The organism is Streptomyces chisholmiae (genome assembly GCF_031845445.1).
GTDB classification, from domain to species: Bacteria; Actinomycetota; Actinomycetes; order Streptomycetales; family Streptomycetaceae; genus Streptomyces; species Streptomyces chisholmiae.
In genome coordinates, this window is sequence record NZ_JAVREO010000014.1 from 193,395 (window position 1) to 216,590 (window position 23,196).

A 23,196-nucleotide genomic window follows, 5' to 3' on the forward strand; every position below is an offset into this window, starting at 1 on the left:
CCGGCGAACACCCGGCGGGATGGGGCGTGGTCAGAGGCAGCCGGGCGGCAGCGGCGCCGCCGTGGCGCAGAGGTGCCGGATCGCCGCCGCGACCGAGTGGCTGTCGAAGAGCGCCGAGTGCTCCGCCCCGGCGGCCGGCCTGGGCAGGCCGAGCACCTGCCACAGCCGGCCGGAGTTCGCCGCGGCGGTGGCCGGCGCGAGGGTGTTGATCCACGGGCGGATGTTCAGGAACGCGACGTCCAGGAAGCCGGGCTTGACCTCCTCGCCGCGCAGCCGTGCCCAGCCCACGTTCTCGCCGACGACCACCATGTCGTTGCCGTAGGAGAGCGCGGTCCGTCCCCGGCAGAACTCCAGGAAGCCGCCGAGCGCCTCGGCCGGCGGCAGGCCCTCCCGGTCCACCGACTCCTGGTCGATCCCGGTCAGTTCGGTGAAGTGCCCGGACAGCTCGGGGTTGACCACCGGCCGTACCAGCGCCTCGTAGGAGTCGACCACCTCGTGGGACCCGGTCACCCGCACCGCGCCGATCTGCACGATCTCCCGGAGCTGCCCGGGCGCCTCCCAGTCCTGCTCCAGCGCGCCGCGCCAGGTCGTGAACTCCAGGTCGAAGACGACATAGGTCGACACTGAGCGCACCCTCGTTCCCACCGGTCCCGCGTCCGGCGCCCAGTGAACCACACCCGGCCGCCGGGCCTCGGGCGTCGCGTGGCGTGGTGGAGGTGGCGGCGCCGGACCTATCGGCTGGTGATGGCCTCCGCCCCCGGACCGCGATCCGGGGGCCGTCCCCGGGCTAACCGGTCGCGTACGCGAAGACGGCGCCGAGCCAGAGCCAGCCGACGGCGATGGTCACCCGCTGGACGAGGCCGGCCCGCGGGCTGTCCCGCTCCCAGGCCGTGCCGAACGCCAGGAAGCCGACGAACGCGGCGCCCGCGGTCAGCCCCGAGTACCACTGCCAGCCGGCGTCCGGCAGCACGAAGGCCGCGACCGCCGCCGCGACCGGGAGCAGGCCGAAGACCGCCACACCGGCCCAGTCGTGCAGCGTGTGCCGGGTGGAGAACTCCGCCGGGCTCCCCTCCGGCGTGCCCGGCGGATAGCCCCGCATCGGGTCCATCGGGAACACCCCTGAGGCGACCACCGAGGCGCCGAACACCCCGACCAGCAGGGCGAGGAGCGGACTGTCCAGGGCGCCGGCGAGCGCGACCGCGCCCGCGGTGATCGCCAGGCCGCAGACGATGAAGTTCGCCCCCTGGAGCCAGCCCCTCGGCCCGAGGGCCAGCGCGCTGACCGGCTGCCGAACGGGTCGGTAGCCCGGCCGGGTCCAGCCGTCCAGCAGGAAGGTGGCGATGAACAGCCAGCAGCCCAGGGCCCCCAGCCACAGCAGGACGTTCACCACGACCACCCCTCGGACATCGCCCCGGACCCACTCCATGCCCCATGCGTCACGACTGCGAATCCTAGGCTGGTCGGGCGACCGCGGTCGATGCTTGTCTCGACTGCGGTGTAGAACTTCCGGGGCCACGAGGGCCCCGGAACGAACCGCCGTCAGGGGGGTGGGGAACCCCCGGCAGGATCAGCCCTCTTCCTCCTCGCCACCGCCGTCGTCCTCGCCACCGTCGCCGTCGTCCCCGTCGAGCATCTCGGAGACCACGTAGCCGCCCACGGCGCCCACCGCGAGCCCGGCCGCCCCGGCCGCGATGACCGTGCCCATCCCGGGCCCCGACGAGTCGCCGTGGTGCTCGCCGTAGCCGTCGTCCTTGTGCGCGTAGCCGCCGTCGTGCGGGCCGCCGTACCCGGGGCCGCCGGGGTAGCCGGGCTGGCCGTACCCGGGCTGGCCGTATCCCGGTTGGCCGTAGCCGGGCTGGCCGTAGCCGGGGTGCCCCCCGTACCCGCCCTGGTGCGGCAGCTGCGCCATCCGGTTCGCGTGGAACTCGACCAACTGCCGCATCCAGGCGTCGACCTGCGCCGCCCAGTCGGTGTGCGCCACGCTGTCGTGGCCGACCACATGGCGGTTCACCGCGTCGTGGCCGCCGGAGAAGAGCCCGCCGCGCCGGTCCGCCTCCAGCACGATCTCCACGCCACCGGGGGAGGCCAGGAACGTCACCTCGACCTCGTTGACCGCGCCCGCGTAGGCCGGCGAAGGCGTCAGCTCGATCTCCTGGTAGAACGGCAGCTGCTGGCCCGTGCCGTGGATCTGGCCCAGCTCCAGGTCGGCCTTGGTGAAGCCGAAGCCCTGCTGGCCCAGCGTCTCCAACACCGCCTCCTGGACCGGCAGCGGGCGCACCGCCAGCGCGTCCAGGTCGCCCTTGTCCCGGGCGCCGGCGACGCCCAGCTCGGTGCGGACACCGAGCACGATGCCCAGCGGCTGCCCGTACAACTCGGTGATCGGCGTCTCCCAAGGCAGCTGGAAGGCGAACGGCACGCTGTGGTGCTGCCCCTCGCCCAGCCGGAAGCCGCCCCCGACCGTGAACCGCTCGAAGGTCACGTAGCCCTCTTGCTCGCCCTCCTCGAACTCGGCCTCGACGCGGGCGACCAGCTCCAGGGTGATGTGCTCGATCTCCACGTCCGAGTCACCGCCCTCCAGCCGCACATGCCCCCGCAGGGGCCCGCCGGGGAGGACGGCCCCCTCGTCCAGGACCGTGTCGACCGAAGGGCCACCGACGCCCAGGGCACCCAGCAGGCGTTTGAACACCATCGTGGTGCTCACTTCCTCTCTCGTGATGCTCGACCACGCGCGACCGCGCGCGGGACGTCACCTCAACTTGCCGGTCGGCGAGCCCGGTTCCCGTGGCCGGTTCCCCGGGTGCGAATCCGGCCGTTCCCGGGCCCTGCCGAACCGCCGCCCCCGGGGGCGTTTCTCCGCCCGCCCGGTCCGCCACCCCGCCGGGAGGACACTGGCCGGGGCCAGTTCCGGCCGTTTCCGGCGCTTCCCGGGGCGCGGTCAAGGCGGGGTCAAGGCCGGGCCAAGACCCGTCCAAGGTGGCCGAAACCCACTCGCCCAGCCCGGTGATCCGGCCGAAACCAGCGGCCCCGGCCGGCCGCCGGACGGCCCAGCGCGGCCGACGGGCAGGGGCTGGGCTTGACTCTGACATCGATGTCAGAGTCTAGCTTTCGGCGCGTCAGCCGCGCCCGACGAGAAGCGAGGAACCACCATGCGAGCAGTGCGGATCGACGCCCACGGTGACCCCGAGATCCTCACCCTCAGGGAGCTGCCCGACCCCCGGCCGGCCGACGGCGAGCTGCTGGTGCGCACCGTCGCCAGCGGCATCAACCCCGTCGACTGGAAGACCCGGGCCTGGGCGGACACCGGGCCGACCCCGCCGGCCACCCTCGGCTGGGACCTGGCCGGCGTGGTGGTCGGCGGCTCGGCTCCCGGCTTCGCGGTGGGCGACCGGGTGATCGCCCTCTCCGCGCAGGTCGCCACCGGCCTCGGCACCTGGGCCGAACTGGTCGCCCTGCCCGCCCGGTTGGTCGCCCACGCCCGACTACGGTGTCGCTCGCCGAGAGCGCGAGCCTCCCGCTGGCCGGGGTCACGGCCCGCCAGGCGTTGCGGAAGCTGCGTCTCGCTGGCGGCCGGCGGCTGCTGGTCACCGGTGGCGCCGGCGCCGTGGGCGGGCTGGCGATCCAGCTCGCCCGACGTGCTGGAGCCACCGTCGACGCCCTGGTCTCACGCCCCGAACACCGCGCCCACGCACGCACGTTGGGCGCCGAGCTGGCCGTCAGCGACGCGGCCGCGCTGCCGCCGGACGGATACGCGGCGGTGTTCGACACCGCCGGCGTCGACGTCTCGGCCGCCGCAGCGCCCGGCGCCGACTACGTCACCGTCGCGGACGCGCCCCTGCCGATGCTGCCGGGGGCCACCAAGAGCTACGTCCAAGAGGACGCCGCCGACCTGGCCGCGCTGGCCGCCGCGGTCGACGCGGGGGAGCTGCGGCTCCGGGTCGCCGCCTACCATCCGGTGGCCGAGGTGCGCCGAGCGCACGAGCGGTTCGAGGCGGGCGGGCTGCTCGGCAAGGTGGTCCTGCTCTTCTGAGCCCGGCCCCCGCCCGGCTCAGCTGATGGCGGCCAGCACCCGGATCGGCAGTTCCCGGTCCTGGTGCTCGGCGCCGACGACCAGTTGGCGGCCGGCGAGGGACCAGGCGGCGTGCCAGAGGAACTCCTCGGCCTCGTCCGCCGGCAGCGTCACCGGCGCGCCGGGGAACGGCGGGCCGGCCGCCTGGAGTCGGGCCGCCAGCCGGCGGGCCTCGTCCGTCGCCCGCTGCCAGGCGGCTTCCAGCCAGGCGAAGTCCTCGGCCTCGGCCGCGGCCCGCTCGTCGTACTCCCAGCACCGCAGGGTGATCTCGACCCGCAGGTGCGGGGCGTCGCCCTGGATGCCCAGCAGGTGGTCGTCCAGCTCCCAGCCGCGCGGTGCGCCCGCCGTGCCGGGCCGGGGAACGGGCCGCCAGCCACGCCCGGCCAGCGCCGCCGCGACCTCCGCGCGGTCGAGCGCCGGACGCCGACCCAGCGCCACCAGCAGCCCCACGACCTCGTCCATCTCCCCACCCCCAAGAGCGCGTTGACCCGACGGGCAGCGTAGCGGGGGCCCGGCGGGGCTCGCCCGGCGGCCGGCCGGACGAGCCCCCTCCCCGTCAGGTCGTCGGGGTGGCGCCCTGGATGGTCAGTTCGTAGGGGAACGGGTCACCGACCTCGACCTGCCCGGGCGGGTAGTCGCGGTGCTCCGACGGGGTGGCCGCGACGACGAGCATCAGGTGCGTCTCGCCGCCCTGGAGGCCGAACTCCGCCGTCTCGCCGGGCCCGAACGACTCGCTGTACCGGGCGGAGAAGTCGGGCGAGACGGCCACCAGCCGGAACCGCCAGTCGGCGCCCGAGAGCTCCGACGCCCCGCGCAGCAGCACCGAGACCTGCTCGCCGTCCGGGTCCAGCTCGATGGTGTTGTGCCCGTACTGGTGCGGCGCCTCGCCGTCGACGATCCGGTACCGGTCGCCGCCGAGGCTGGTCAGCGGGTCGGTGTGCAGCGGACGGTAGCTCTCCCCGGCGCGCCAGAGGTCGGTGCGGATCTCCGCGCCGTCGGTGAAGTCGTAGGCGACCTGCCGGGAGGTGTACTCGGCGATCAGCTCGGCGAACGCCTCGTGCTCCAGGCCGAGGATCCGCTTGATGGTGTCGATCGGATGCTCACCCTGCTCGGCCTCGTACCAGAACCGGTCGATCACCTCGGGCCCGTACAGGTCCCGGATGGTGTTGAACAGCATCCAGTCGCCGTAGTACGTCTCCTGGGACAGCCAACGCCGGTGCTGGCGGTCGAGGAGGTAGCCCGAGCCAACCACCACCTCGGGTCGCTTCATCCGCGCCATGTAGTTGGCGTGCGCCTCCCAGACCGGCCCGGCCGCCGTGTTGCCGGCGCCCCAGCCGCCGCCGTGGCCGGCCGCGATGTTCAGATCGACGGCGTAGATCTGGAGGATGTGGTTGAACTCGTGGGACTCGACCCACTCGTCCCAGATCTTGTCGTAGGGCAGGCACATGTGGCCCAGCCCGATGTCGTCGCCGCCGGCCCAGTTGGCCGGCGGCAGGAAGTCGCCGGACCAGGTGCCGCAGAGATGCAGGTTGATCCGGTACTGGGAGCCGACCGGGTGGTCGGCCGGGTCGACGAAGCCGACCTCGTCCACGTAGTAGGCGTAGATCTCGTCCATGTGGTCCGCGACCCACTGCGGGTAGTTGTCGATGCCGTGGTGCTCCCGCCCCCAGGCGACGGCGTCCACCGCGTCGCCCCAGCGGACGGCGAAGTGCTCCGACTCGGCGACGTTCCCGGTCTCGGCGCCCGCGTCGGTCATGAACCGGGGGACCCGGGTCTGCTTGTCGGCCCGGACCTGGGTGTCCCGAGCCTGGCTGACCTGGCCGTCCCGGGCCTGGCCGGCCGCCGTGGGCCCGGTGTCGGCGGCGGCGCCGGCCGAGCCCAGCAGCACACAGGCCGTGGCGAGTGCGGCGGCGAGGGCGCGGTGGCGCCGGCGCGGGGCCCGGCCGCCGGCTGTGCGCAGTCTTCGTACCATGCGTCTGCCTTCCCGTGACGAGGTGTCGGACGGTCCCGCGGGGCGGGGCCGCCACCGGCCGGGAGCGGCGTCGCCGCCCCGTCCGGTCGAGGCCGGCCCCGGCGGGTGCGCGCCGCCGAGGTCCGGTCCCACCCCCTCAGTCGCCGCCGCCCCGCCCGACGTTGCCGCGCCCGTCCGACCCACCGGGCGGCGCCCGCCGCCGACCCGCCCGCAACGGCGAGAAACAGCGCGAAACAGCGAGAGACGGCGGGAAACGGCGAGACCACGCACCCGCACCGGCCCTTTTCCCGGATTCCCGAAAAGGGCTCGCCGGAGCCAGTGGCATAAAGCTCACCAAGCCGCCGGAGTGTTATCAAGGGGAAGCCTTGGAAAAAGAACCGGACGGGGCTGTCTCGTGGGCGAGAAAGTAGCTGACTACCTGCTGCGCAGACTGCGTGAGTGGGAGGTGGAATACGTCTTCGGCTACGCGGGGGACGGCATCAACGGGCTGCTGGCCGCCTGGGGCCGGGCCGCCGACCAGCCCCGGTTCATCCAGGCCAGGCACGAGGAGATGGCCGCGTTCACCGCCGTCGGCTACGCGAAGTTCTCCGGCCGGGTCGGGGTGTGCGCCGCCACCTCGGGGCCCGGGGCGATCCACCTGCTGAACGGCCTCTATGACGCGAAGCTCGACCACGTCCCGGTGGTGGCGATCGTCGGGCAGACCGCCCGCACCGCGCTGGGCGGCTCCTACCAGCAGGAGATCGACCTGCTCAGCCTCTACAAGGACGTGGCCGCCGACTACTGCCAGCTGGTCACCGTGCCCGAGCAGCTGCCCAACGTCCTGGACCGGGCCTTCCGCACCGCGCTGGCCCGACGCACCGTCACGGCCGTGATCGTCCCCGCCGACGTGCAGGAGCTCGACTACACGCCGCCGGCGCACGCCTTCAAGATGGTGCCCTCCAGCCTCGGCCTGTCCACCAGCGTCACCGTCCCCGGTGGCGCCGACCTGCGGCGCGCCGCCGACGTGCTGAACGCGGGGGAGAAGGTCGCGGTGCTGGTCGGCCGGGGCGCGGCCGGCGCCGCGCCCGAGGTGCGCGAGCTGGCCGACCGGCTGGGCGCCGGCGTGGCCAAGGCGCTGCTCGGCAAGGACGTGCTCTCCGACGAACTCCCCTATGTCACGGGCGCGATCGGCCTGCTGGGTACCCGCCCCAGCTACGAGCTGATGCGCGACTGCGACACCCTGCTGACCGTGGGGACGAGCTTCCCCTACAGCCAGTTCCTGCCGAAGTTCGGGCAGGCCAGGGCGGTGCAGATCGAGCTGGACCCGCAACTGGTGGGGATGCGCTACCCGTTCGAGGTCAACCTCGTCGGCGACGCCGGCGAGACCCTGCGGCGGCTGCTGCCGCTGCTCACGCCGAAGGAACACGGCTCCTGGCGCGAGACGATCGAGGACAACGTGGCCCGCTGGTGGGGCACGATGGAGCGGCGCGCCGGCACCGAGGCCAAGCCCGTCAACCCGGAGTTCGTGGCGCACGCCCTCTCGGGGCTGCTGCCCGAAGATGCCATCGTCACCGCCGACTCCGGCTCCAGCGCCAACTGGTACGCCCGGCATGTGCGGATGCGGGGCACGATGCGGGGCTCCCTCTCCGGCACCCTGGCCACCATGGGCCCCGGGGTGCCCTACGCGATCGGCGCGAAGTTCGCCCACCCGGACCGCCTGGCGGTGGCCCTGGTCGGGGACGGCGCGATGCAGATGAACGGCCTGGCCGAGCTGATCACCGCCGGCAAGTACCACGGGGAGTGGCGCGATCCGCGGCTGGTGGTCGGCGTCCTCAACAACCAGGACCTCAACCAGGTCACCTGGGAGATGCGTGCGATGAACGGCGCCCCCCAGTTCGAGCCCTCGCAGCGGATCCCCGACGTGCCCTACGCCGAGATCGCCCGCTCGATGGGCCTGCGTGGCATCCGGGTCGAGGACCCGGGGCGGGTCACCGAGGCGTGGCGGGAGGCCCTGGCGGCCGACCGGCCCTGCGTGGTGGAGTTCGTCACCGACCCCGCCATCCCGCCGATCCCGCCGCACGCCACCTGGGAACAGGCCGAGTCGACCGCCACCGCCCTGCTGCAGGGCGACCCCGACCGGGCCGACGTGGTGCGGGCCGGCCTGAAGCAGAAGCTCCAGGAGTTCCTGCCCGGCAGGCCGCGGTGACGGCGCCGGGACCGGCCGCCGAGTCCCCGGGGCCGGTGCGGGAGCCGCGGCCCGCGGACCTGGTCGGGCTGGACGTGCGGCGGCTGGAGGGCGCAATCCCGTGCCTCCGCCACCCCCGGCCCGGTCCCCCGGCCCGGGTTCCGCGCGTCGGCGTCTACGCGGCTTCGGTCGGGCGCTGCCAGTCGGGGGGTCGCCTCGTGTCGCAGGCGACGCACCAGCGCGACGCGCTCCATTCGGCGAGCCTGGCTTCGGCCGCCTCGACGCGATTGCGGATGGCCGTGGCCAGGACTATGCCGGCCGCGATGAGCAGGGTGCCGAGGGCGACTCCGCCGGGGCCCTGACCGACGGCGAGCGCGCCGATCCCGATGAGACCGATCGGGACGGTGTAGCTGCCGGTTGGCACTTCTGGCGGTTCGAGCTTCCGCCAGGAAGGTGATCCCTGCCGGACGGCGTCGCGTGCCTGTTGCATCGTCCGCATGTTGCACAGCCCTTGGCCGCATGGGTCTGACATGCCCACACCCCTCCCATCGGTGACGGGACGGGAAGGTAAGGGGCGCGCGTGCGGATGGCCGAATGCGCTGGGCGAAGACTGGACAACCGCCGATGTCCGGCGGCGCGATGTCGGGCAGTGGTGTTCGACCGACCGCCCCGCGGTGGATCGGGTCGGCCCGCCGCCCAGTGTCGGCGGGCCGATCGCGCGTGGTCGGGGGCCGTCCGGTCAGCAGGTGGGGTTGGTCTGGGTGGCCAGGCCGAGGTGCCAGGGGAGTTGTGAGTAGTCGCCGCCGGCGGCGGGGTCCAGGCCCTGGTAGAGGAGTTGCAGCTGGCAGGAGTTGATGGTCATCCGCTGGTCGTGGCCGCTGCGGAGGAGTTCGCCGTGGCTGATGTCCTGGGTCCAGGCCCCCTGCGGGAAGGTCACGTTGGTGGCCCGGGCGAACGGGTTGTCGGGGGTGTCGGCGAGCGGCTGCCAGGGGCTGTCGAGGGTGTCGGCGGTGAAGGAGCGGTACCAGCGGCGGCCGTCGTTGCCGATGGCCTCCATGATCAGCAGGTAGCTGTCGGTGTCCTCGACGTAGTAGACGGCCTCGCCCTCGAAGAGGTTGTTGGGGGTGTCCTCCAGCACGATCCGGGTGTTGTCGAAGCCCTCGGGGAACTCGGCGACGGTGGTCTCGGCGCGGTAGAGGTGGCCGTTGTCGTCGGCGGAGAAGAGGTAGCACATGGTGTCGTCGCAGATCACCCAGTAGTCGAGCCAGTGGCCGTTGCCGATGTTGTCCCGGACGATGTCGGGCATCTCGTCCTGGTAGTTGCGCGGTGCGGACCAACTCATCGGGTCGCTGGGGTCGTTGGAGACGGAGTAGGAGGGCAGGCCGGTCTGGTAGACGAGGTGCCACTCGTCGCGGGGCTCGAAGTAGAAGAGGTGGGGGGCGGCGGCGTAGCGGTTGCCGATGTTGGGGTTGGTGTCGAGGTAGGTGTGGGGCGCGTTGTTGGCCTGGGACCAGTCGGTGAAGCTGGTGTGGGCCAGGCTCCAGGCGCCGGCGGTGTTGGCGACGGTGAAGTAGACCTGCCAGGCGCCGTTGTGGTGGACCACGGTGGGGTCCTTGACGGAGACCACGTTGTGGCCGGCGTCGGGTTTGACCGACACCACCGGGCCGGGCGAGGTCCACTGGAACTCGTTGGGCAACGCGGCGGCCGCCGGCGGTCCGGCCGGCTGCTCCGCCGGCTGTTCGGTGGCGGCCGGCGCGGCGGGTGCCACGGTCAGGGCGAGGATCAGGCCGGCGCAGGCGGCCAACACGGTGCGCAGCGGGCCGCGTCGGCGGCGTCGTGAAGCGGGCATGGGAACTCCCTGGCTGGGTGGGGGGTTTCCGGTCGCCCGTCGGGGAGCGGCGGGCGCCGGAATCAGGCCTGTTCGGGATTTCGGATGGTGTTCATCCGTGCGAACAGAGAATAGGAAGGGCGCCGGGGAGCGTCAATGCGTTCGGTTCGCGGTCCGCGAGAAAGCCGCCGGAAAACGAAATCCTGGCCCGGTTCCCGTAATTCGGCTGCACCGGCGTCGACCGGCGGCCCTACACATACCGACAGGAGGAACCGGAAATCCGCGATAACCCACGGAATTCCCAGCCGGACCGCGCGACGGGCCGACCCCGGCGTCGCCGCCGGAGCCGGCCCGGGTTGGGGGGCGGGGTCAGCCGTTGCCCGGCCGGAACTCCTGGTGCGGTGCGTCGGAACACGGGTACTGGATCAGCCGGGCGCCGTCGGCCGTGGACTCGTCGGAGACGTCCAGGCAGCCGCCGCTGTGCTCGGCGACCAGCCGCACATGGCCGGAGCCGTCGCCCGACTCCCGGATCTCCCAGCGCTGTTCGGCGCCGGCACCGCACGCCGTCTGGACCACGGCGGCACCGGCCGCCGTCGAGCCGTCGGCGACCGCCAGGCAGAGCGAGCTGTGCCGGGTGACCAGCTGGACCCGGTCGTTCCCGGTGTCCCTGAGCCAGAAGAGCTGGTTGCCCCCGCCGTTGCAGGTCCACTGGGCCGCCTGCCGCCCGATGACCTGCGACTGGTCGGGGATGTCCAGACACTTGCCCGAGTGCCGGGCGGTCAGCGTCCGGTAGGGGCCGCCGGCCGGCTCGACGGTGCCGGCGGCGGCGTCGATGCGCAGCTCGGGCGCCCAACTCATCGCCAGCGTCCGGTCGCTGGGGAAGCTGAGCGGCAGCCAGACGTAGCGGGAGTCGTTGACCCGGCCGCCGAAGGAGTTGCCCCAGCGGTCGCCGAGGTAGAGGTAGGAGGTGGTCTCGGTGCCCCGCACCGGCAGCACGAAGGCGGTCTGCGAGCCGAACGCGGTGGCGTCGCCGACGTCGGCCATCGCGCTCCAGCCGGACACCAGGCTGGTGCTGGTGGCGTACCGCTGCTGGTTGGGGTTCCAGCCGGTGGCGCCCGAGGTCAGCATGAAGTAGACCCCGTTCCGCTTGAACAGCGCCGGGGCCTCCCGGTGCCCGCCGGCCCACGGGTTGGCGACCAGTTCGTCGACCTCGGTGTAGTCGTCGGTCAGCCGGTAGATGTGCAGGTCGTAGTTCTCCCGGGCGGCGGAGACCAGGTAGCCGGCGCCGTCGTCGTCGACGAAGACGGTCAGGTCGCGGGACATGTGGCCGAGCGGGCGGAAGCTGCCCTGCCACCGGTAGTCCCCGTCCACCGTGTCCGAGACGGCCACGGCGGCCCTGGCCTCGCTGTAGTCCTGGCCGTTCTCCTTGTGCATCCACATCACGAACTGGCCGGTCGCCTCGTTGTACATGACCTTGGGGCGCTCGATGTTGGCCTGCGCGAGTTCGGGGTCCGATGCCTGGGTGAGGACGTGGTTGCGGAACTCCCAGGTCCGCAGGTCGGTGGAGCGGTAGGCGGAGACGTAGCGGAAGCCGTTGCTGTCCTCCTGCCGGTTCTCGCCGAACCAGTAGTAGTAGCCGTCGACCTCGATGACGCCGCCGCCGTGCGCGTGCACGGGTTCGCCGTCCGGGGTGGTGAACTGGGTGCCGTTGGGGACGGTGACGGGCGCGGCCTGGGCGGCGGCGGGCGTCAGCAGGGCGGCGGCCAGGCCCAGGCAGAGGGCGAGCGCCAGGAGCGGCCAGCGGCCGGTCCGGCCGGCGCCGCGCGGTGTGATCCGGGTGGGTGGGGACACGGCGGGGGGAGACACAGGAGTCCTGCCTTCTCTCGAAGCGGGTGCGACTGGATCAGGTGTCAGGAGACGCGTCGGCCCGGATGTTTACGTAAACAACCGGGGGTGTCGTTCAGTATGCGGCGGCCGTCCGGAGCGTCAAGCCCTCGCGCGGCAAAACCCCTCAGAACCAAGCAACTTCGGTGAGAAACCAACGCGTCGCCCCTCTCGTCGGGCCGCCGCCGATGCCCTAACCTGCTGAGCCAGGCACGGACGCCCGTCTGCGCCGGGCACGGACACCCGCACCCCGGAACCGCCGCGGTGCCCGCGGGTGCGGAACCAACCGGGAGACCACCGTGGGCACCGAAGACTTCTGGGACGACGTCGAACGCCACGTGGTCCGCTACGGCGCGACGTTCACCCCACGCGTCATCGAGCGGGCGGCCGGCGCGTACGTCTACGACAGCGACGGCGCGGCCGTCCTCGACTTCACCTCCGGCCAGATGAGCGCGATCCTGGGCCACGGACACCCGGACATCGTCCGCGCCGTCTCCACCTCCGTCGCCTCGCTCGACCACCTGTTCAGCGGCATGCTGAGCCGCCCGGTCGTCGACCTGGCCCGCCGGCTGGCCGGCACCCTCCCCGACACCCTGGGCAAGACGCTGCTGCTGACCACCGGGGCGGAGGCCAACGAGGCCGCCATCAAGCTGGCCAAGCTCTACACCGGCGGCTACGAGATCGTCTCCTTCGACCGCTCCTGGCACGGCATGACCTCCGGCGCCGCCGCCGCGACCTTCTCCGCCGGCCGCCGCGGCTACGGCCCGACCCTGCCGGGGAACCTCACCCTGCCCACCCCCAACGCCTACCGCTCGCCGTTCCGCCGGCCCGACGGCTCCTACGACTGGGCGGCCGAACTCGACTACGGCTTCGCCCTGGTGGACCAGCAGTCCACCGGCTCGCTCGCCGCCTGCCTGGTCGAACCGATCCTCTCCTCCGGCGGCATCATCGACCTGCCGCCCGGCTACCTCGCCCGGCTGCGCGAGAAGTGCGACGAGCGCGGCATGCTGTTGGTCCTCGACGAGGCGCAGACCGGACTCGGGCGCACCGGCCACCTGTACGCCTTCGAGCGGGACGGCGTCGCGCCCGACATCCTCACCCTCTCCAAGACGCTCGGCGCCGGCCTGCCGGTCGCCGCCGTGGTCACCGGCGCCGAGATCGAGGAGGTCTGCCGGGACCGCGGCTTCCTCTTCTTCACCACCCACGTCTCCGACCCGCTGGCCGCCACCGTCGCGCTGACCGTCCTCGACGTCATCGAGCGCGACCAGCTCGTCGAGCGGGCCGCGAAACTCGGCGAGACGCTGGCGGCCCGGCTGCTGGCGCTGCGCGCGGAGCACGAGGTGGTCGGCGACGTCCGGGGGCGCGGCCTGCTGCGCGGCATCGAGCTGGTGCGCGACCGGGCCAGCAAGGCCCCGGCGGACGCCCTCGGCCAGGCCGTCACGGCGGCCTGCCTGGACCGGGGGCTGCACCTGAACATCGTCCAACTCCCCGGCATGGGCGGCATCTTCCGCATCGCCCCGCCGCTGACCGTCAGCGAGGACGAGCTGCACACCGGGATGGACATCCTCGGCGACGCCCTCCGGTCGGTCCTCGCCGGCCGAGCCTGACCCGGGGCCCGGACCGGGAGCCCAGGCCGGGGGCCCTGACCGAGAGCCCTGGACCGGGAGCCCCGACGCGTGGCCCGCACGCGGCGCCGGCACGCCGGGCCGGCACGCCGGGCCGGCGCTGGCCGCCGGCTCGCCGGGCGGGGCCGGCCGTCGTCCGGCGCGCCCGGGCCCGTCCCCGGCCCGGGGCGGGCGCGTTCGGTCAGGAACCGTCGCGCAGCTCGGCCAGTCGATCAGCGGTGAACGCGATCCGCTCAAAGGTGACCGCGCAGCCCTCGCCGGTGGGCGCCTGCGCCTCCAGGCCGACCCGCAGCGGCCGGCCCGGGGCGTCGAGGGCGAAGTAGCGGATCAGCCGCCAGCTCTCGCCGTCCAGCGACGCGTGGTAGGCGAAGGCCCCGCCGATCCGCGAGACACGCAGCCACACCGCGTCGCCCTCGACGACGAAGCCGTTGGCGTCGTCGGCGACCTCCCGGTTCACCACCGACACCACCATGGCCTCGCCGTCCGGCGAGTACTCGAAGCAGAGCTTCGCCCAGTGCCGCTCGTCGAACCACAGCAGCAGCACCCCGGCGTCGAAGGTCGCCTGGAAGTCGACCGACACCCGCGCCCGGAACTGGAAGTCGCCGGCCGGCGCGTCGCCGAGCAGGGTGACCGCGTTCAGCGCCTTCCCGGTGGCCAGCGCCGGGTCCGCGCCCGGGTCGATGAAGATGTCGCTCCGCGGCGCGGCCGTGACCCGCACGGTGCCCGTCTCGGGCGCGACGTGCCAGTCGTTGTCCTGGGGGGTGGTGAGCGGGAACGGGACGCCGGAAACCTGGTGCGTGGTGGACATGGGGGCCTTCCTGGCGGGTGGGCGACGGGCGGGCCCGCGGGCGGGCCCCGGGCAAGTCTGCCCCGCCGCCGGTCCGTTCGCCGGCCCGGGCCGCGGTATCCACGGACCGCTCGCGGATCGCTACAGTGGGGTGGCTTCGCGTGACGGGGCGGGACGCGGGAAACTCAGACCAGTGGGGCGGTTCGGTTGGGGCGGCGCTTCTTCATCGGGTTCGGCAGCGGGCGCTACCAACGCCTTGGCGAGGACGAGCAGTTGCCCAGCGTCCCGGCGGATCTGCGGGCCATGGCCCGGCTCTTCGACAGGCTCGGCTACGCCGCCGTACTGCCCGGGCTGGGGGAGTACGACGGCGCCGACCAGGTCCGGCAGAAGCTGCGGCACTGGACCACGGACGCCGAACTGACCGACGACGACGTGGTGGTGATGTACTTCGCCGGCCACGGCTCGGTCGAGGAGCGCGACCGTCACTACCTGCTCTGTTGGGACTCCGACGACACCGACCTGGCCGCCACCGCGCTGGCCACCGAGGACCTGGTGCGGATCGTCTGCAAGGGCGGGCTGCGCCACTTGCTGCTGATCCTCGACACCTGCGCCGGCGGCGCCGGCAGCGCCGAGGCGGCGGCCCTCGCGCTCCAGACCATCGCCTACCGCAACACCGGCGGCGGCACCGCCACCGGCATGTGGTTCCTGGCCTCCGCCCGCCGCCGGGACATCGCCGAGGACGGCGCCTTCGTCGCCACCTTCCAGGCCGCGCTGGAGACCACCACCGGCCGCACCGGCCAGCGCCAGAAGTACCTGGACCTGACCGAGCTGGTGAAGGCCGTCAACGAGGGCTTCGACGCCGAGGGGCGCGGTCAACGGGCCGAGCTGGCCAGCGGGTTGGTCACCGGCCTGGCCCCGTTCCTGCCCAACTCCGGCTACCGGGAGGAGCTGCCGCCGCTCGGCACCGACCTGGAGGTGCAACGCCGGGTGGTGGCCCGCGACCTGGCGGAGCACTTCGGGCCCAGGTCCCGCGGTGTCGAGTTCGAGTCCGAGCAGGGCCTGTACTTCAGCGGCCGGGTCCGGGTGCTGTCCGAGCTGGTGGACTGGTTGACCGCGCCCGAGGAGGACGGCCGGGGCCGGGTGGTGACCGGCAGCCCGGGCTGCGGCAAGTCGGCCGTGCTGGGCCGGGTGGTGGCGCTCTCCGACGGCCCCTACCGGGCCCGCCTGGACCTGCGGGACGTCGACCCGCGCACCGTGGTCCCCGCCGGCTGCGTGACCGCCGCCGTGCACGCCCGGCACAAGCGGCTGGAGGAGATCGTCGAGCGGATCGCCACCGCCATCGACGCGGAGGCCGACGGCGCCGCCGCGCTGCTCCAGGAGCTGACCCGGCGCGGCCGACAGGGCCCGCCGCTGGTCATCGTCGTGGACGCGGTCGACGAGGCCGGCTCCGACACCGCCGCCGACGCCGGCGGCCACGGCGAACCCCGGCGCATCACCCGGGAGTTGCTGCGCCCGATGGCCGAGATCCGGGGCGTGCGGCTGCTGGTCGGCACCCGGCACGAGCTGGTCGCCCCGCTCGGCCCTACGTTCACCTGCCTCGACCTGGACCAGCCCGGCTACCGGGCGGCGGAGGACGACGTCGCCGGCTACGTCGGCCGGGTGCTGCTCGCCTCCGACGAGCCGGACGTGCCCACCCCCTACCGGAACCGTCCCGCGCTCGCCGCCGAGGTGGCCAGGGGCGTGGCGCGCAAGGCCGCCGGCGTCTACCTCTACGCCCGCACCACGGCCCGCACCCTGCGCTCGGACCGGGTCGCCGTCGACGTCACCCGGCCGGGCTGGGCGGACGCGCTGCCCAGCGAGGTCGGCGAGGCCTTCGACGACTACCTGGCCCGGTTCGGCCCCGACGAGCAGCGGGTGCGCCGGATGCTGCTCGCCCTCGCCTTCTCGGAGGGCAAGGGGCTGCCCAGGGGCCGGGTGTGGACGACGCTCAGCACGGTGCTCTCCGGGGTGCCGTGCACCGAGGAGGACGTCTCCTGGGTGCTGGACGTCGCCGAGGCGTACATCGCCGAGGTGATCGACGACGACCGGCGCTCCGCCTACCGCCTCTACCACAAGGCCCTGGCCGAGCACCTGCGGGCCACCGCCGACCGGCCCGCGCGGGCCGTCCAACAGGCCAGCGTCGAGGCGCTGTTGTCGCTGGTGCCGGGCACCGCCCAGGGACGGCGCGACTGGTTCGCCGCCGCCCCCTACGTGCGGCAGCACCTGGCCACCCACGCGGCCGAGGCCGGCGTGCTGGACGCGCTCGTCGAGGACCCGGGCTTCCTGCTGGCCAGCGACCCGCTCGCGCTGCTGCGCGCCTTCGCCGCCACCGAGGGGGCGGGCGTGCGGCAGGTGCGGGGCGCCTACGAGCAGGTGGCGCACCGGCTGCACGGCGACCGGCCACTGGGCGAGCGGGCCGCCGACCTCCAGCTGTCCGCCCGCCGCTGCGGCGCCGACCAACTCGCCGAGCGGATCGACGACCTGGCCATCGACCTGCCGTGGACGGCGTGCTGGGCCTGGTGGTCGACCAGCGGGGTGCACCGGCTGCTCAGCGGCCACACCAAGGCCGTCGGTTCGGTCGCGGTGGGTGACCTGGACGGCCGCCCGATCGCCGTCACCGGCGGCGTCGACGGCACCGCGCGGGTCTGGGACCTGGTCTCCCAGCGGGGCATCGGCGAGCCGCTGCCAGTGGGCGTGGCGGTCAGCGCCATCGCCATCGGCGACCTCGGCGACTACACGGTGGCCCTAACCGGCGGCGAGGACGGCACGGTCCGGGTCTGGGACCTCTCGGCCGGCCAGGAGCTGGGCGATCCGCTGCGGGGCCACACCAACAGCGTCACCAGCGTCGCGGTCGGGGCGCTGGACGGCCACCCGGTGGTGCTCACCGGCAGCGAGGACGGCACCGCGCGGCTCTGGGACCTGGCGACCAGGCGGCAGCTCGGCGCCGAACTGGCGGCGCACCGCCGGACGGTGCGCGACGTCGACCTGGGCGAGCTGGCCGGCCGCCCGGTCGCGGTGACCGGCGGCGACGACAAGGCCGTCCACGTCTGGGACCTGGGCGAGGTGCTGGCCGGCGGCGACGCTCGCCTGGACGGGGCGCCACTGATCGGCCCGGCGGGCGCCATCACCGCCGTCAGTCTGGCCCAGCTGGACGGGATGACCGTGGCCCTGGTGGGCGACGACACGGGCATGTTGGGCCGCTGGGACCTCGGCGCCCGCCGCCAGCTCGGCGAGTCGGTGCCGGCCCACGTGTACTACGTCGGGAGTGGTGTCGCCTCGGCGGTGGTCGGGGAGTACGGCGGCCGACCGGTCGCGTTGACCGCCGGGCGCCGCGAGGCCCGCCTGTGGGACCTGCGCACGCTCCAGCAGCTCGGCCCGCCGCTGCGCGGTCATGTCGCCGACATCAACGCCGGGGCTCTGACCGCGCGTTCCGACACCGCGCTGGCGGTGACCGTCGGCGATGATCGCACCGCGCGGATCTGGGACCTGACGGCCGACCAGCCCTGGGAGGGGCACACCGGTGCGGTCTCCTCGCTGGCCGTCGCCGAGTTCGGGGGGCGGTCGCTGGCCGTCACGGGCGGCGAGGACGGCAGCGCCGAGCTGTGGGACCTGGAAACCGGCCAGTGCGTCGGCCAACAGTCCATGGACCTGCACGCCGGCGCGGTGCCGGCCATCGCCCTGGGCGGGGTCGCTAGCTCGCTCGTCGCGGCCACCGGCGGCGCGGACACCCTGCTCCAACTCTGGGACCCGTTCCGCGGCGTGCCCCTGGGGCCACCGCTCCGCGGGCACACCAACGCCGTCCGCGCCCTCAGATTCGTCTCCTGGGACGGCACGCCCGTGATGGTCAGCGGCAGCGAGGACGGCACCGTCCGGCTCTGGGAGCTGCCCTCGGGGACGCCGGTTAGAGAACCGTTGACGGGGCACATCGGCGGGGTTCGAGACCTGGCCGTCCGGAGCGTGGGCCGGGGCCTGGAGATCGTGGTGGCCACCACCCTGGACCACGCCTACCACTGGCGGTTGACCGCACCGGAGGACCCCCAACCCAACTGCCCACAGGCGCACTTCAATGTGGAGGACCTCAACCCGTTGGCGGTCGCGCTGGGTGTCGCCTGGCACGAGGGGCGTCCGCTGGTGTTGGCCAAGGTCGGGGACAGCAACGTCCACGCCTACGACGTGGCCAGCCGCGAGCGGGTGGGCGGCCCGTACCAGGGGCACACCGACTACGTCCGCTCCGCCTGTGTCGGGGCCATCGGCCGGCGGCCTGTGGTCGCCGCGCTCACCGGGACGAGTACGGTGTGTGTCTGGGACCTGGCGAGCGCGGAGCGGCTCGGTCCGCTGCTGGAGGCGCCGAGCCACGGCCGGTTCTCCGAGTTCGGCTGGCCCGCGCCGGTCTTCGGCCGGGCGGCCGGTGTCCCCGTGGCGGTGATCGCCGGCCAACGGGACGTGCGGGTCTGGGATCTCCGCGCCATGGTGCCCCGGGGCGAACCGCTCTGCGGGGCCGACCGGTCGCTGACCTCGGTGGAGATCGTCCACTCCCGGGGCACCGGCGTCGTTGTCACGAGCAGCGCCGACGGGGTGACCCGCACCCACGCCCTGGACACCGGAGCGCAGGTGGCCGCGCACCTGACCACCGCCCAGGACCCCCTGCTGGAGGTGCGGGTGGTCGACACCCCCGAGGAGCCGCTGGTGGTGCGCGGCGCCTGGCGGGACACCCAAGTCTGGGGCCTGACGTCCCGCCGGCTGCGCGGTCGGCGGATGGGCACGGCGTGGAGCGTCACCGCGCATCCCATGGGGGACACCGTTGTCGTGGTCTCCGCCGACAGCGAGTTCCTGGTGCAGGCCTGGGAGCTGGCGACCCAACGCCCGGTCTGTCCGCCCCTGGCCGGGCACACCGCGCAGGTGACCGCCCTGCGCACGGCCGTGGTGGACCAGGTCCACACACTGGCCAGCGCTTCCAGGGACGGCACGGTGCGGCTGTGGGACCTGGCCACCGGAACGCCGCTGGACGCGCCGTTGGCGGGGCAGGAACTCGGCGCCTTCGCCGTGGAGTTCACCCGGCTGGACGGCCGGGACGTGCTGGTCACCGGGGCCGGCGACGGGCGGCTGCGGGTATACGACGTGGCCGACCGGTCCGAGTTGGCGGTCGAGCTGCCGCCGTTCCCCGGCGCGGTGCGGGACGTTCGGGCGGCGGAGGTGCCCGGGGCCCCGGTGCTGGTCGCCGCGGACAGCTACGGGCTGCTGCGGGTGTGGGACACCCGCTCCCCGTCCTGGACGATGGAGCTCGACATCGGTAGCGCGGTCTCCGGGATCGCGGTGGACGACGCGGGACGGGTCGCGGTCGCGACGGCCATGGGTGGCGTGCTGCTCCGGCTCAACCTGACCGGCGTCGAGAACGGGAGCGCGTCATGAGCCGGGTGGTCCTGGTACACGGCATAGCCCAACAGCTCAGGGGCGGCGAGACGTTGCTCGCCGACTGGTACCCGGCGCTCGCCGACGGAGTCGGGCTGGCCGGGGGGCGGGTCGCCCGGGAGGAGGTCTCGATGGCCTTCTACGGTGATCTGTTCCGCGCCCCCGGCCACCGGGGTCTCGGCGTGCCCGAGCTGACCGCCGCCGACGTCACCGACGAGCTGGAGCGCGAGCTGCTGCTGGCCTGGTGGCGGGCCGCCGCCGCGGCCGAGCCGGCCGTGCCGGGGCCGGAGGCGCGGGCCAGGGCGCGCACCCCGCACCTGGTGCGGCGGGCGCTGAACGCGCTGAGCGGCTCCGCGTTCTTCGCCGGGGTGAGCGAACGGCTGCTGGTCTTCAGCGCCCGGCAGGTGCGGCGCTACTTCACCGAGCCGGCGCTGCGTGCCCGGATCAGGGACCGGCTGGCCGCCCAACTCACGGCCGAGACCCGGGTGGTGGTGGCCCATTCACTGGGCACGGTGGTGGCCTACGAGGCGCTGTGCGCGGAGACCAGGCACCGTGACCTCGCCCTGGTGACGCTGGGTTCGCCGCTGGGCATCCGCAACCTGGTCTTCGACCGGCTCGACCCGGCGCCGGCCGACGGGCGGGCCAGCTGGCCCGGGGCGGTGCGGGAGTGGACCAACGTCGCCGACCGGGGCGACGCGGTGGCGCTGGTCGCGGAGTTGGCTCCGCGGTTCGGCGAGCGGGTGGTGGATCTCGGCGTCCACAACGGCGCGAAGGCCCACGACGTGCGCCCCTATCTCACCGCCCGGGAGACCGGCCAGGCGATCACGGACGGGCTGAAGCAGCCCGGGGACTGAACCCGCGCGTTCCGAAGGTGGGCCCAACGGCTCCCTGTGCGCAGAACGTTACCCACTCCAGCGCCGGCGTCATCCGGCCGTAACACCCCGCGCCTAGCGTTTGGATCCGAACTTGGATCCAAACGAGGAGGGACATGGTTACGCGATCGGCTCCCGGGATTCACATCGACAACCTCACCAAGACGTTCCGCGTCGGGCGCCGCGCGGTGCGCGCCCTGGACGGCATCCACATCCGGTCGGGGGCGGGCGAGTTCGTCTCCCTCCTCGGCCCCTCGGGCTGCGGGAAGAGCACCATCCTGCGCATCCTGGCCGGCCTGGAGGCCCAGTCCGAGGGCACCGCGCTGGTGCACGGCGAGACGCCCGCCGAGATGCGCGGGCACCACCATCTCGGCATCGCCTTCCAGGACAGCGCGCTGCTGCCCTGGCGGTCGGTGCGCGCCAACATCCGGCTGCCGCTGGAGATCTCCCGCACCCGGGTCGACGAGGGCCAGCTCCAGGAGCTGATCGACCTGGTCGGCCTCACCGGCTTCGAGGACGCCCGCCCCGGTCAGCTCTCCGGCGGGATGCGGCAACGGGTGGCGATCGCCCGGGCGTTGGTGGTCAAACCGCGGGTGCTGCTGCTGGACGAGCCGTTCGGCGCGCTGGACGACATGACCCGACAGAACCTCAACCGCGAGTTGCTGCGCATCTGGACCGAACGGCCGGCCACCACCCTGATGGTGACGCACAGCATCGCCGAGGCCGTCTTCCTCTCCGACACCGTGGTCGTGATGACCGCCAGGCCCGGCCGGGTGCTGGAGGAGGTCCGGATCGAGCTGCCGCGCCCGCGGACCGCCGAGCTGCTGCGCACCCCCGAGTTCCACGGCTATGTGGACCGGCTCTCCGCGCTCCTCTTCCAGGACGCCGAGGCCGGTCCGCGCCCGGCCGCCGCCGGCCAGGCGGGCGGCGTCCGGTGAGCGGCGCCCTGCCGCTGCGGCTGGCCGGCACGGCGCTGGTCCTGCTGGTCTGGCAACTGGTGGGCGCCAGCGGCCTGTTGGGGGCCGGCATCGCGCCGCCCAGCCGGATCGTCGCCGGCCTGGCCGACGACGGCGGCGACTTCTACGGGCTGCACATCCCGATCACCCTGCACTCCGCCGGCGTCGGCTACCTGTGGGGCAACCTCGCCGCCATCGTCTGCGCCGCGACCGTCGTGGTGCTGCCCTCCCTGGAGAAGGTGATCCTGCACGTGGGCATCGCCTCCGCCTGTGTCCCGCTGATCGCGGTCGCGCCCATCCTGGCGGCGATCTTCAGCGGCCCGGAGACCGCCGTGATCATGGCCGCCGTCTCGGTCTTCTTCACCACCCTGGTCAGCACCGTCAACGGGCTGCGGCAGGCCGACCGCACCAGCGTCGACCTGGTCCGCGCCTACGGCGGCGGCCGGTACCTGGTGCTGCGCAAGGTACGGGCGCTGGCCGCGCTGCCCAGCGTGCTGACCGCGCTGCGGATCGCGGTGCCGGCCGCCCTGCTGGGCACGGTGATCGGCGAGTTCATGGGGCAGGAACGCGGCCTGGGCGCGGCCCTGGTCGTCGCCCAGCAGACCAGCGACGTGGAACGCACCTGGGGCATCACCCTGGTCTGCGCCGCCGTCGCGCTGCTCGCCTTCCTCGCCGTCGGCCTGGCCGAACGGCTTGTCACCCCCTGGTCCGCGACCGCCGGGGAGGCCCGATGAGTGCCCACCTCGGCCCGCCGGCCGCCCTGCGCCGCCTCGCCCGTGGGGTGCTGGTGCTGGCCGCCAGCGCCGCCGCCATCCTGGTCGGCTGGCTGCTGTTCCTGGCGACGGTGGACGTGAGTCCCTATGTCGCCAAGTCGCCCCTGGATGTGTGGCGCCACCTCGCGGTGGCGGAGAACCGGGCCGTGCTGTGGCCCCTGTTGGGCCGCACCCTCGCGGACGCCGGGCTCGGCTTCGTCTGCGGTCTGGCCATGGCGGCCACGGTGGCCACGCTCTTCGCCTTCTCCCGCCCGCTGGAGCAGATGTTCCTGCCCACGCTCACCACGCTGCGCGCCATCCCGATGGTGACGCTCGCCCCGATCATCGTGCTGGCGCTCGGCCGGGGCCCGGCCGCGACCGCCCTGATCGGCGCCGCCATCGTGTTCGTGCCGGCGCTGCTGACCATGTTGCAGGGGCTGCGCTCGGCGTCCCGCACCGACCTGGACGTCTGCCGGGCGTTCGGCGGCTCCGCCTGGCAGACGTACCTCAAGGTGACGCTGCCGCACGCCGTGCCCACCTGGTTCACCGCGGCCCGGATCACCGTGACCACCTCCATCGTGGGCGCGCTGCTCGCCGAGTGGCTCGCCTCGGGCGCCGGCCTGGGCGGCCAGATGATGCGGGACGCCAACGAGTTCCAGTTCGCCAGGCTCTGGGCCTCGGTGGTGGTGCTGACCGTGGTCTGTGTCGCCATCTACCAGCTGATCGCCCTGGTCGAGCGGGCCGTCCGGACCCGCCTCGCCGCCCCCGGCTGACCCCCGCCCCCACCCTGACCGGCGCCCCCGAACCTGACCCGCCGCCGACGACCCCCGCCCCCGTCCCCG

At 73.8% G+C, this 23,196-nt stretch carries 17 protein-coding genes and 1 pseudogene; 9 read left to right on the plus strand and 9 right to left on the minus strand.

Going from position 1 to position 23,196, the window contains the following annotated elements; translation table 11 throughout:
• Window positions 1-30: 30 nt before the first annotated feature.
• The 3 genes from RM844_RS22785 to RM844_RS22795 all read right to left on the minus strand — a co-directional run bounded on the left by RM844_RS22785 (window position 31) and on the right by RM844_RS22795 (window position 2,689).
• Window positions 31-624 (minus strand): 3'-5' exonuclease, encoded by a 594-nt coding sequence (locus RM844_RS22785; RefSeq protein ID WP_311669201.1) that lies wholly within the window; start codon window positions 622-624, stop codon window positions 31-33.
• Window positions 625-787: 163 nt separating this feature from the next.
• Window positions 788-1,426, minus strand: coding sequence for a DUF998 domain-containing protein (locus RM844_RS22790; protein WP_311669202.1), 639 nt, complete (start codon window positions 1,424-1,426; stop codon window positions 788-790).
• Window positions 1,427-1,567: 141 nt separating this feature from the next.
• Window positions 1,568-2,689: a sporulation protein gene (locus RM844_RS22795; protein WP_311669203.1), complete on the minus strand. Its 1,122-nt coding sequence runs from the start codon at window positions 2,687-2,689 to the stop codon at window positions 1,568-1,570.
• A 457-nt stretch (window positions 2,690-3,146) separates the two neighbouring features.
• Between RM844_RS22795 and RM844_RS33610 the strand changes: the two are divergent.
• Window positions 3,147-3,410 (plus strand): annotated as a pseudogene (locus tag RM844_RS33610) (alcohol dehydrogenase catalytic domain-containing protein); the annotation flags it as partial.
• Window positions 3,411-3,484: 74 nt separating this feature from the next.
• The gene (locus RM844_RS22800) at window positions 3,485-4,027 is read left to right on the plus strand and encodes a zinc-binding dehydrogenase (protein ID WP_311669204.1); all 543 of its coding nucleotides are present in this window, start codon (window positions 3,485-3,487) and stop codon (window positions 4,025-4,027) included.
• 18 nt (window positions 4,028-4,045) lie between these two features.
• Here RM844_RS22800 and RM844_RS22805 read toward each other — a convergent pair whose 3' ends face one another.
• Window positions 4,046-4,528, minus strand: a complete 483-nt coding sequence (locus tag RM844_RS22805) for a hypothetical protein (RefSeq protein ID WP_311669205.1) — start codon at window positions 4,526-4,528, stop codon at window positions 4,046-4,048.
• Between the two features lie 94 nt (window positions 4,529-4,622).
• Window positions 4,623-6,038, minus strand: coding sequence for a DUF6055 domain-containing protein (locus RM844_RS22810; RefSeq protein ID WP_311669206.1), 1,416 nt, complete (start codon window positions 6,036-6,038; stop codon window positions 4,623-4,625).
• A 394-nt stretch (window positions 6,039-6,432) separates the two neighbouring features.
• Here RM844_RS22810 and RM844_RS22815 point away from each other — a divergent pair, with 394 nt between their 5' ends.
• A complete protein-coding gene (locus RM844_RS22815; RefSeq protein WP_311669207.1) occupies window positions 6,433-8,223 on the plus strand; it encodes a thiamine pyrophosphate-requiring protein in 1,791 nt (596 codons plus the stop codon).
• A 154-nt stretch (window positions 8,224-8,377) separates the two neighbouring features.
• Here RM844_RS22815 and RM844_RS22820 read toward each other — a convergent pair whose 3' ends face one another.
• The 3 genes from RM844_RS22820 to RM844_RS22830 all read right to left on the minus strand — a co-directional run bounded on the left by RM844_RS22820 (window position 8,378) and on the right by RM844_RS22830 (window position 11,821).
• Complete coding sequence (locus RM844_RS22820; RefSeq protein ID WP_311669208.1) at window positions 8,378-8,692, minus strand: hypothetical protein; 315 nt, start codon at window positions 8,690-8,692, stop codon at window positions 8,378-8,380.
• Between the two features lie 249 nt (window positions 8,693-8,941).
• On the minus strand, window positions 8,942-10,051 hold the full coding sequence (locus RM844_RS22825) for a non-reducing end alpha-L-arabinofuranosidase family hydrolase (RefSeq protein ID WP_311669209.1): 1,110 nt from the start codon (window positions 10,049-10,051) through the stop codon (window positions 8,942-8,944).
• A gap of 348 nt (window positions 10,052-10,399) precedes the next feature.
• Complete coding sequence (locus RM844_RS22830; RefSeq protein WP_394814577.1) at window positions 10,400-11,821, minus strand: RICIN domain-containing protein; 1,422 nt, start codon at window positions 11,819-11,821, stop codon at window positions 10,400-10,402.
• A gap of 392 nt (window positions 11,822-12,213) precedes the next feature.
• Between RM844_RS22830 and RM844_RS22835 the strand changes: the two genes are divergently transcribed.
• A complete protein-coding gene (locus tag RM844_RS22835) occupies window positions 12,214-13,521 on the plus strand; it encodes an aspartate aminotransferase family protein (RefSeq protein WP_311669211.1) in 1,308 nt (435 codons plus the stop codon).
• Between the two features lie 199 nt (window positions 13,522-13,720).
• On the opposite strand, the gene RM844_RS22840 is transcribed toward RM844_RS22835, so the two are convergent.
• On the minus strand, window positions 13,721-14,347 hold the full coding sequence (locus RM844_RS22840) for a DUF1349 domain-containing protein (protein ID WP_311669212.1): 627 nt from the start codon (window positions 14,345-14,347) through the stop codon (window positions 13,721-13,723).
• Between the two features lie 186 nt (window positions 14,348-14,533).
• On the opposite strand from RM844_RS22840, the gene RM844_RS22845 reads away from it, so the two are divergent.
• The 5 genes from RM844_RS22845 (at window position 14,534) to RM844_RS22865 (ending at window position 23,127) form a co-directional block, all read left to right on the plus strand.
• The gene (locus RM844_RS22845; RefSeq protein WP_311669213.1) at window positions 14,534-19,774 is read left to right on the plus strand and encodes a caspase family protein; all 5,241 of its coding nucleotides are present in this window, start codon (window positions 14,534-14,536) and stop codon (window positions 19,772-19,774) included.
• Complete coding sequence (locus tag RM844_RS22850) at window positions 19,771-20,628, plus strand: hypothetical protein (protein ID WP_311669214.1); 858 nt, start codon at window positions 19,771-19,773, stop codon at window positions 20,626-20,628. The genes RM844_RS22845 and RM844_RS22850 overlap by 4 nt, the downstream gene beginning before the upstream one ends.
• A 134-nt stretch (window positions 20,629-20,762) precedes the next feature.
• The gene (locus RM844_RS22855) at window positions 20,763-21,584 is read left to right on the plus strand and encodes an ABC transporter ATP-binding protein (protein ID WP_311669215.1); all 822 of its coding nucleotides are present in this window, start codon (window positions 20,763-20,765) and stop codon (window positions 21,582-21,584) included.
• The gene (locus RM844_RS22860) at window positions 21,581-22,336 is read left to right on the plus strand and encodes an ABC transporter permease (protein WP_311669216.1); all 756 of its coding nucleotides are present in this window, start codon (window positions 21,581-21,583) and stop codon (window positions 22,334-22,336) included. The genes RM844_RS22855 and RM844_RS22860 overlap by 4 nt, the downstream gene beginning before the upstream one ends.
• Window positions 22,333-23,127 (plus strand): ABC transporter permease, encoded by a 795-nt coding sequence (locus RM844_RS22865; RefSeq protein WP_311669217.1) that lies wholly within the window; start codon window positions 22,333-22,335, stop codon window positions 23,125-23,127. Before RM844_RS22860 ends, RM844_RS22865 begins: the two co-directional genes overlap by 4 nt.
• Window positions 23,128-23,196: the final 69 nt, after the last annotated feature.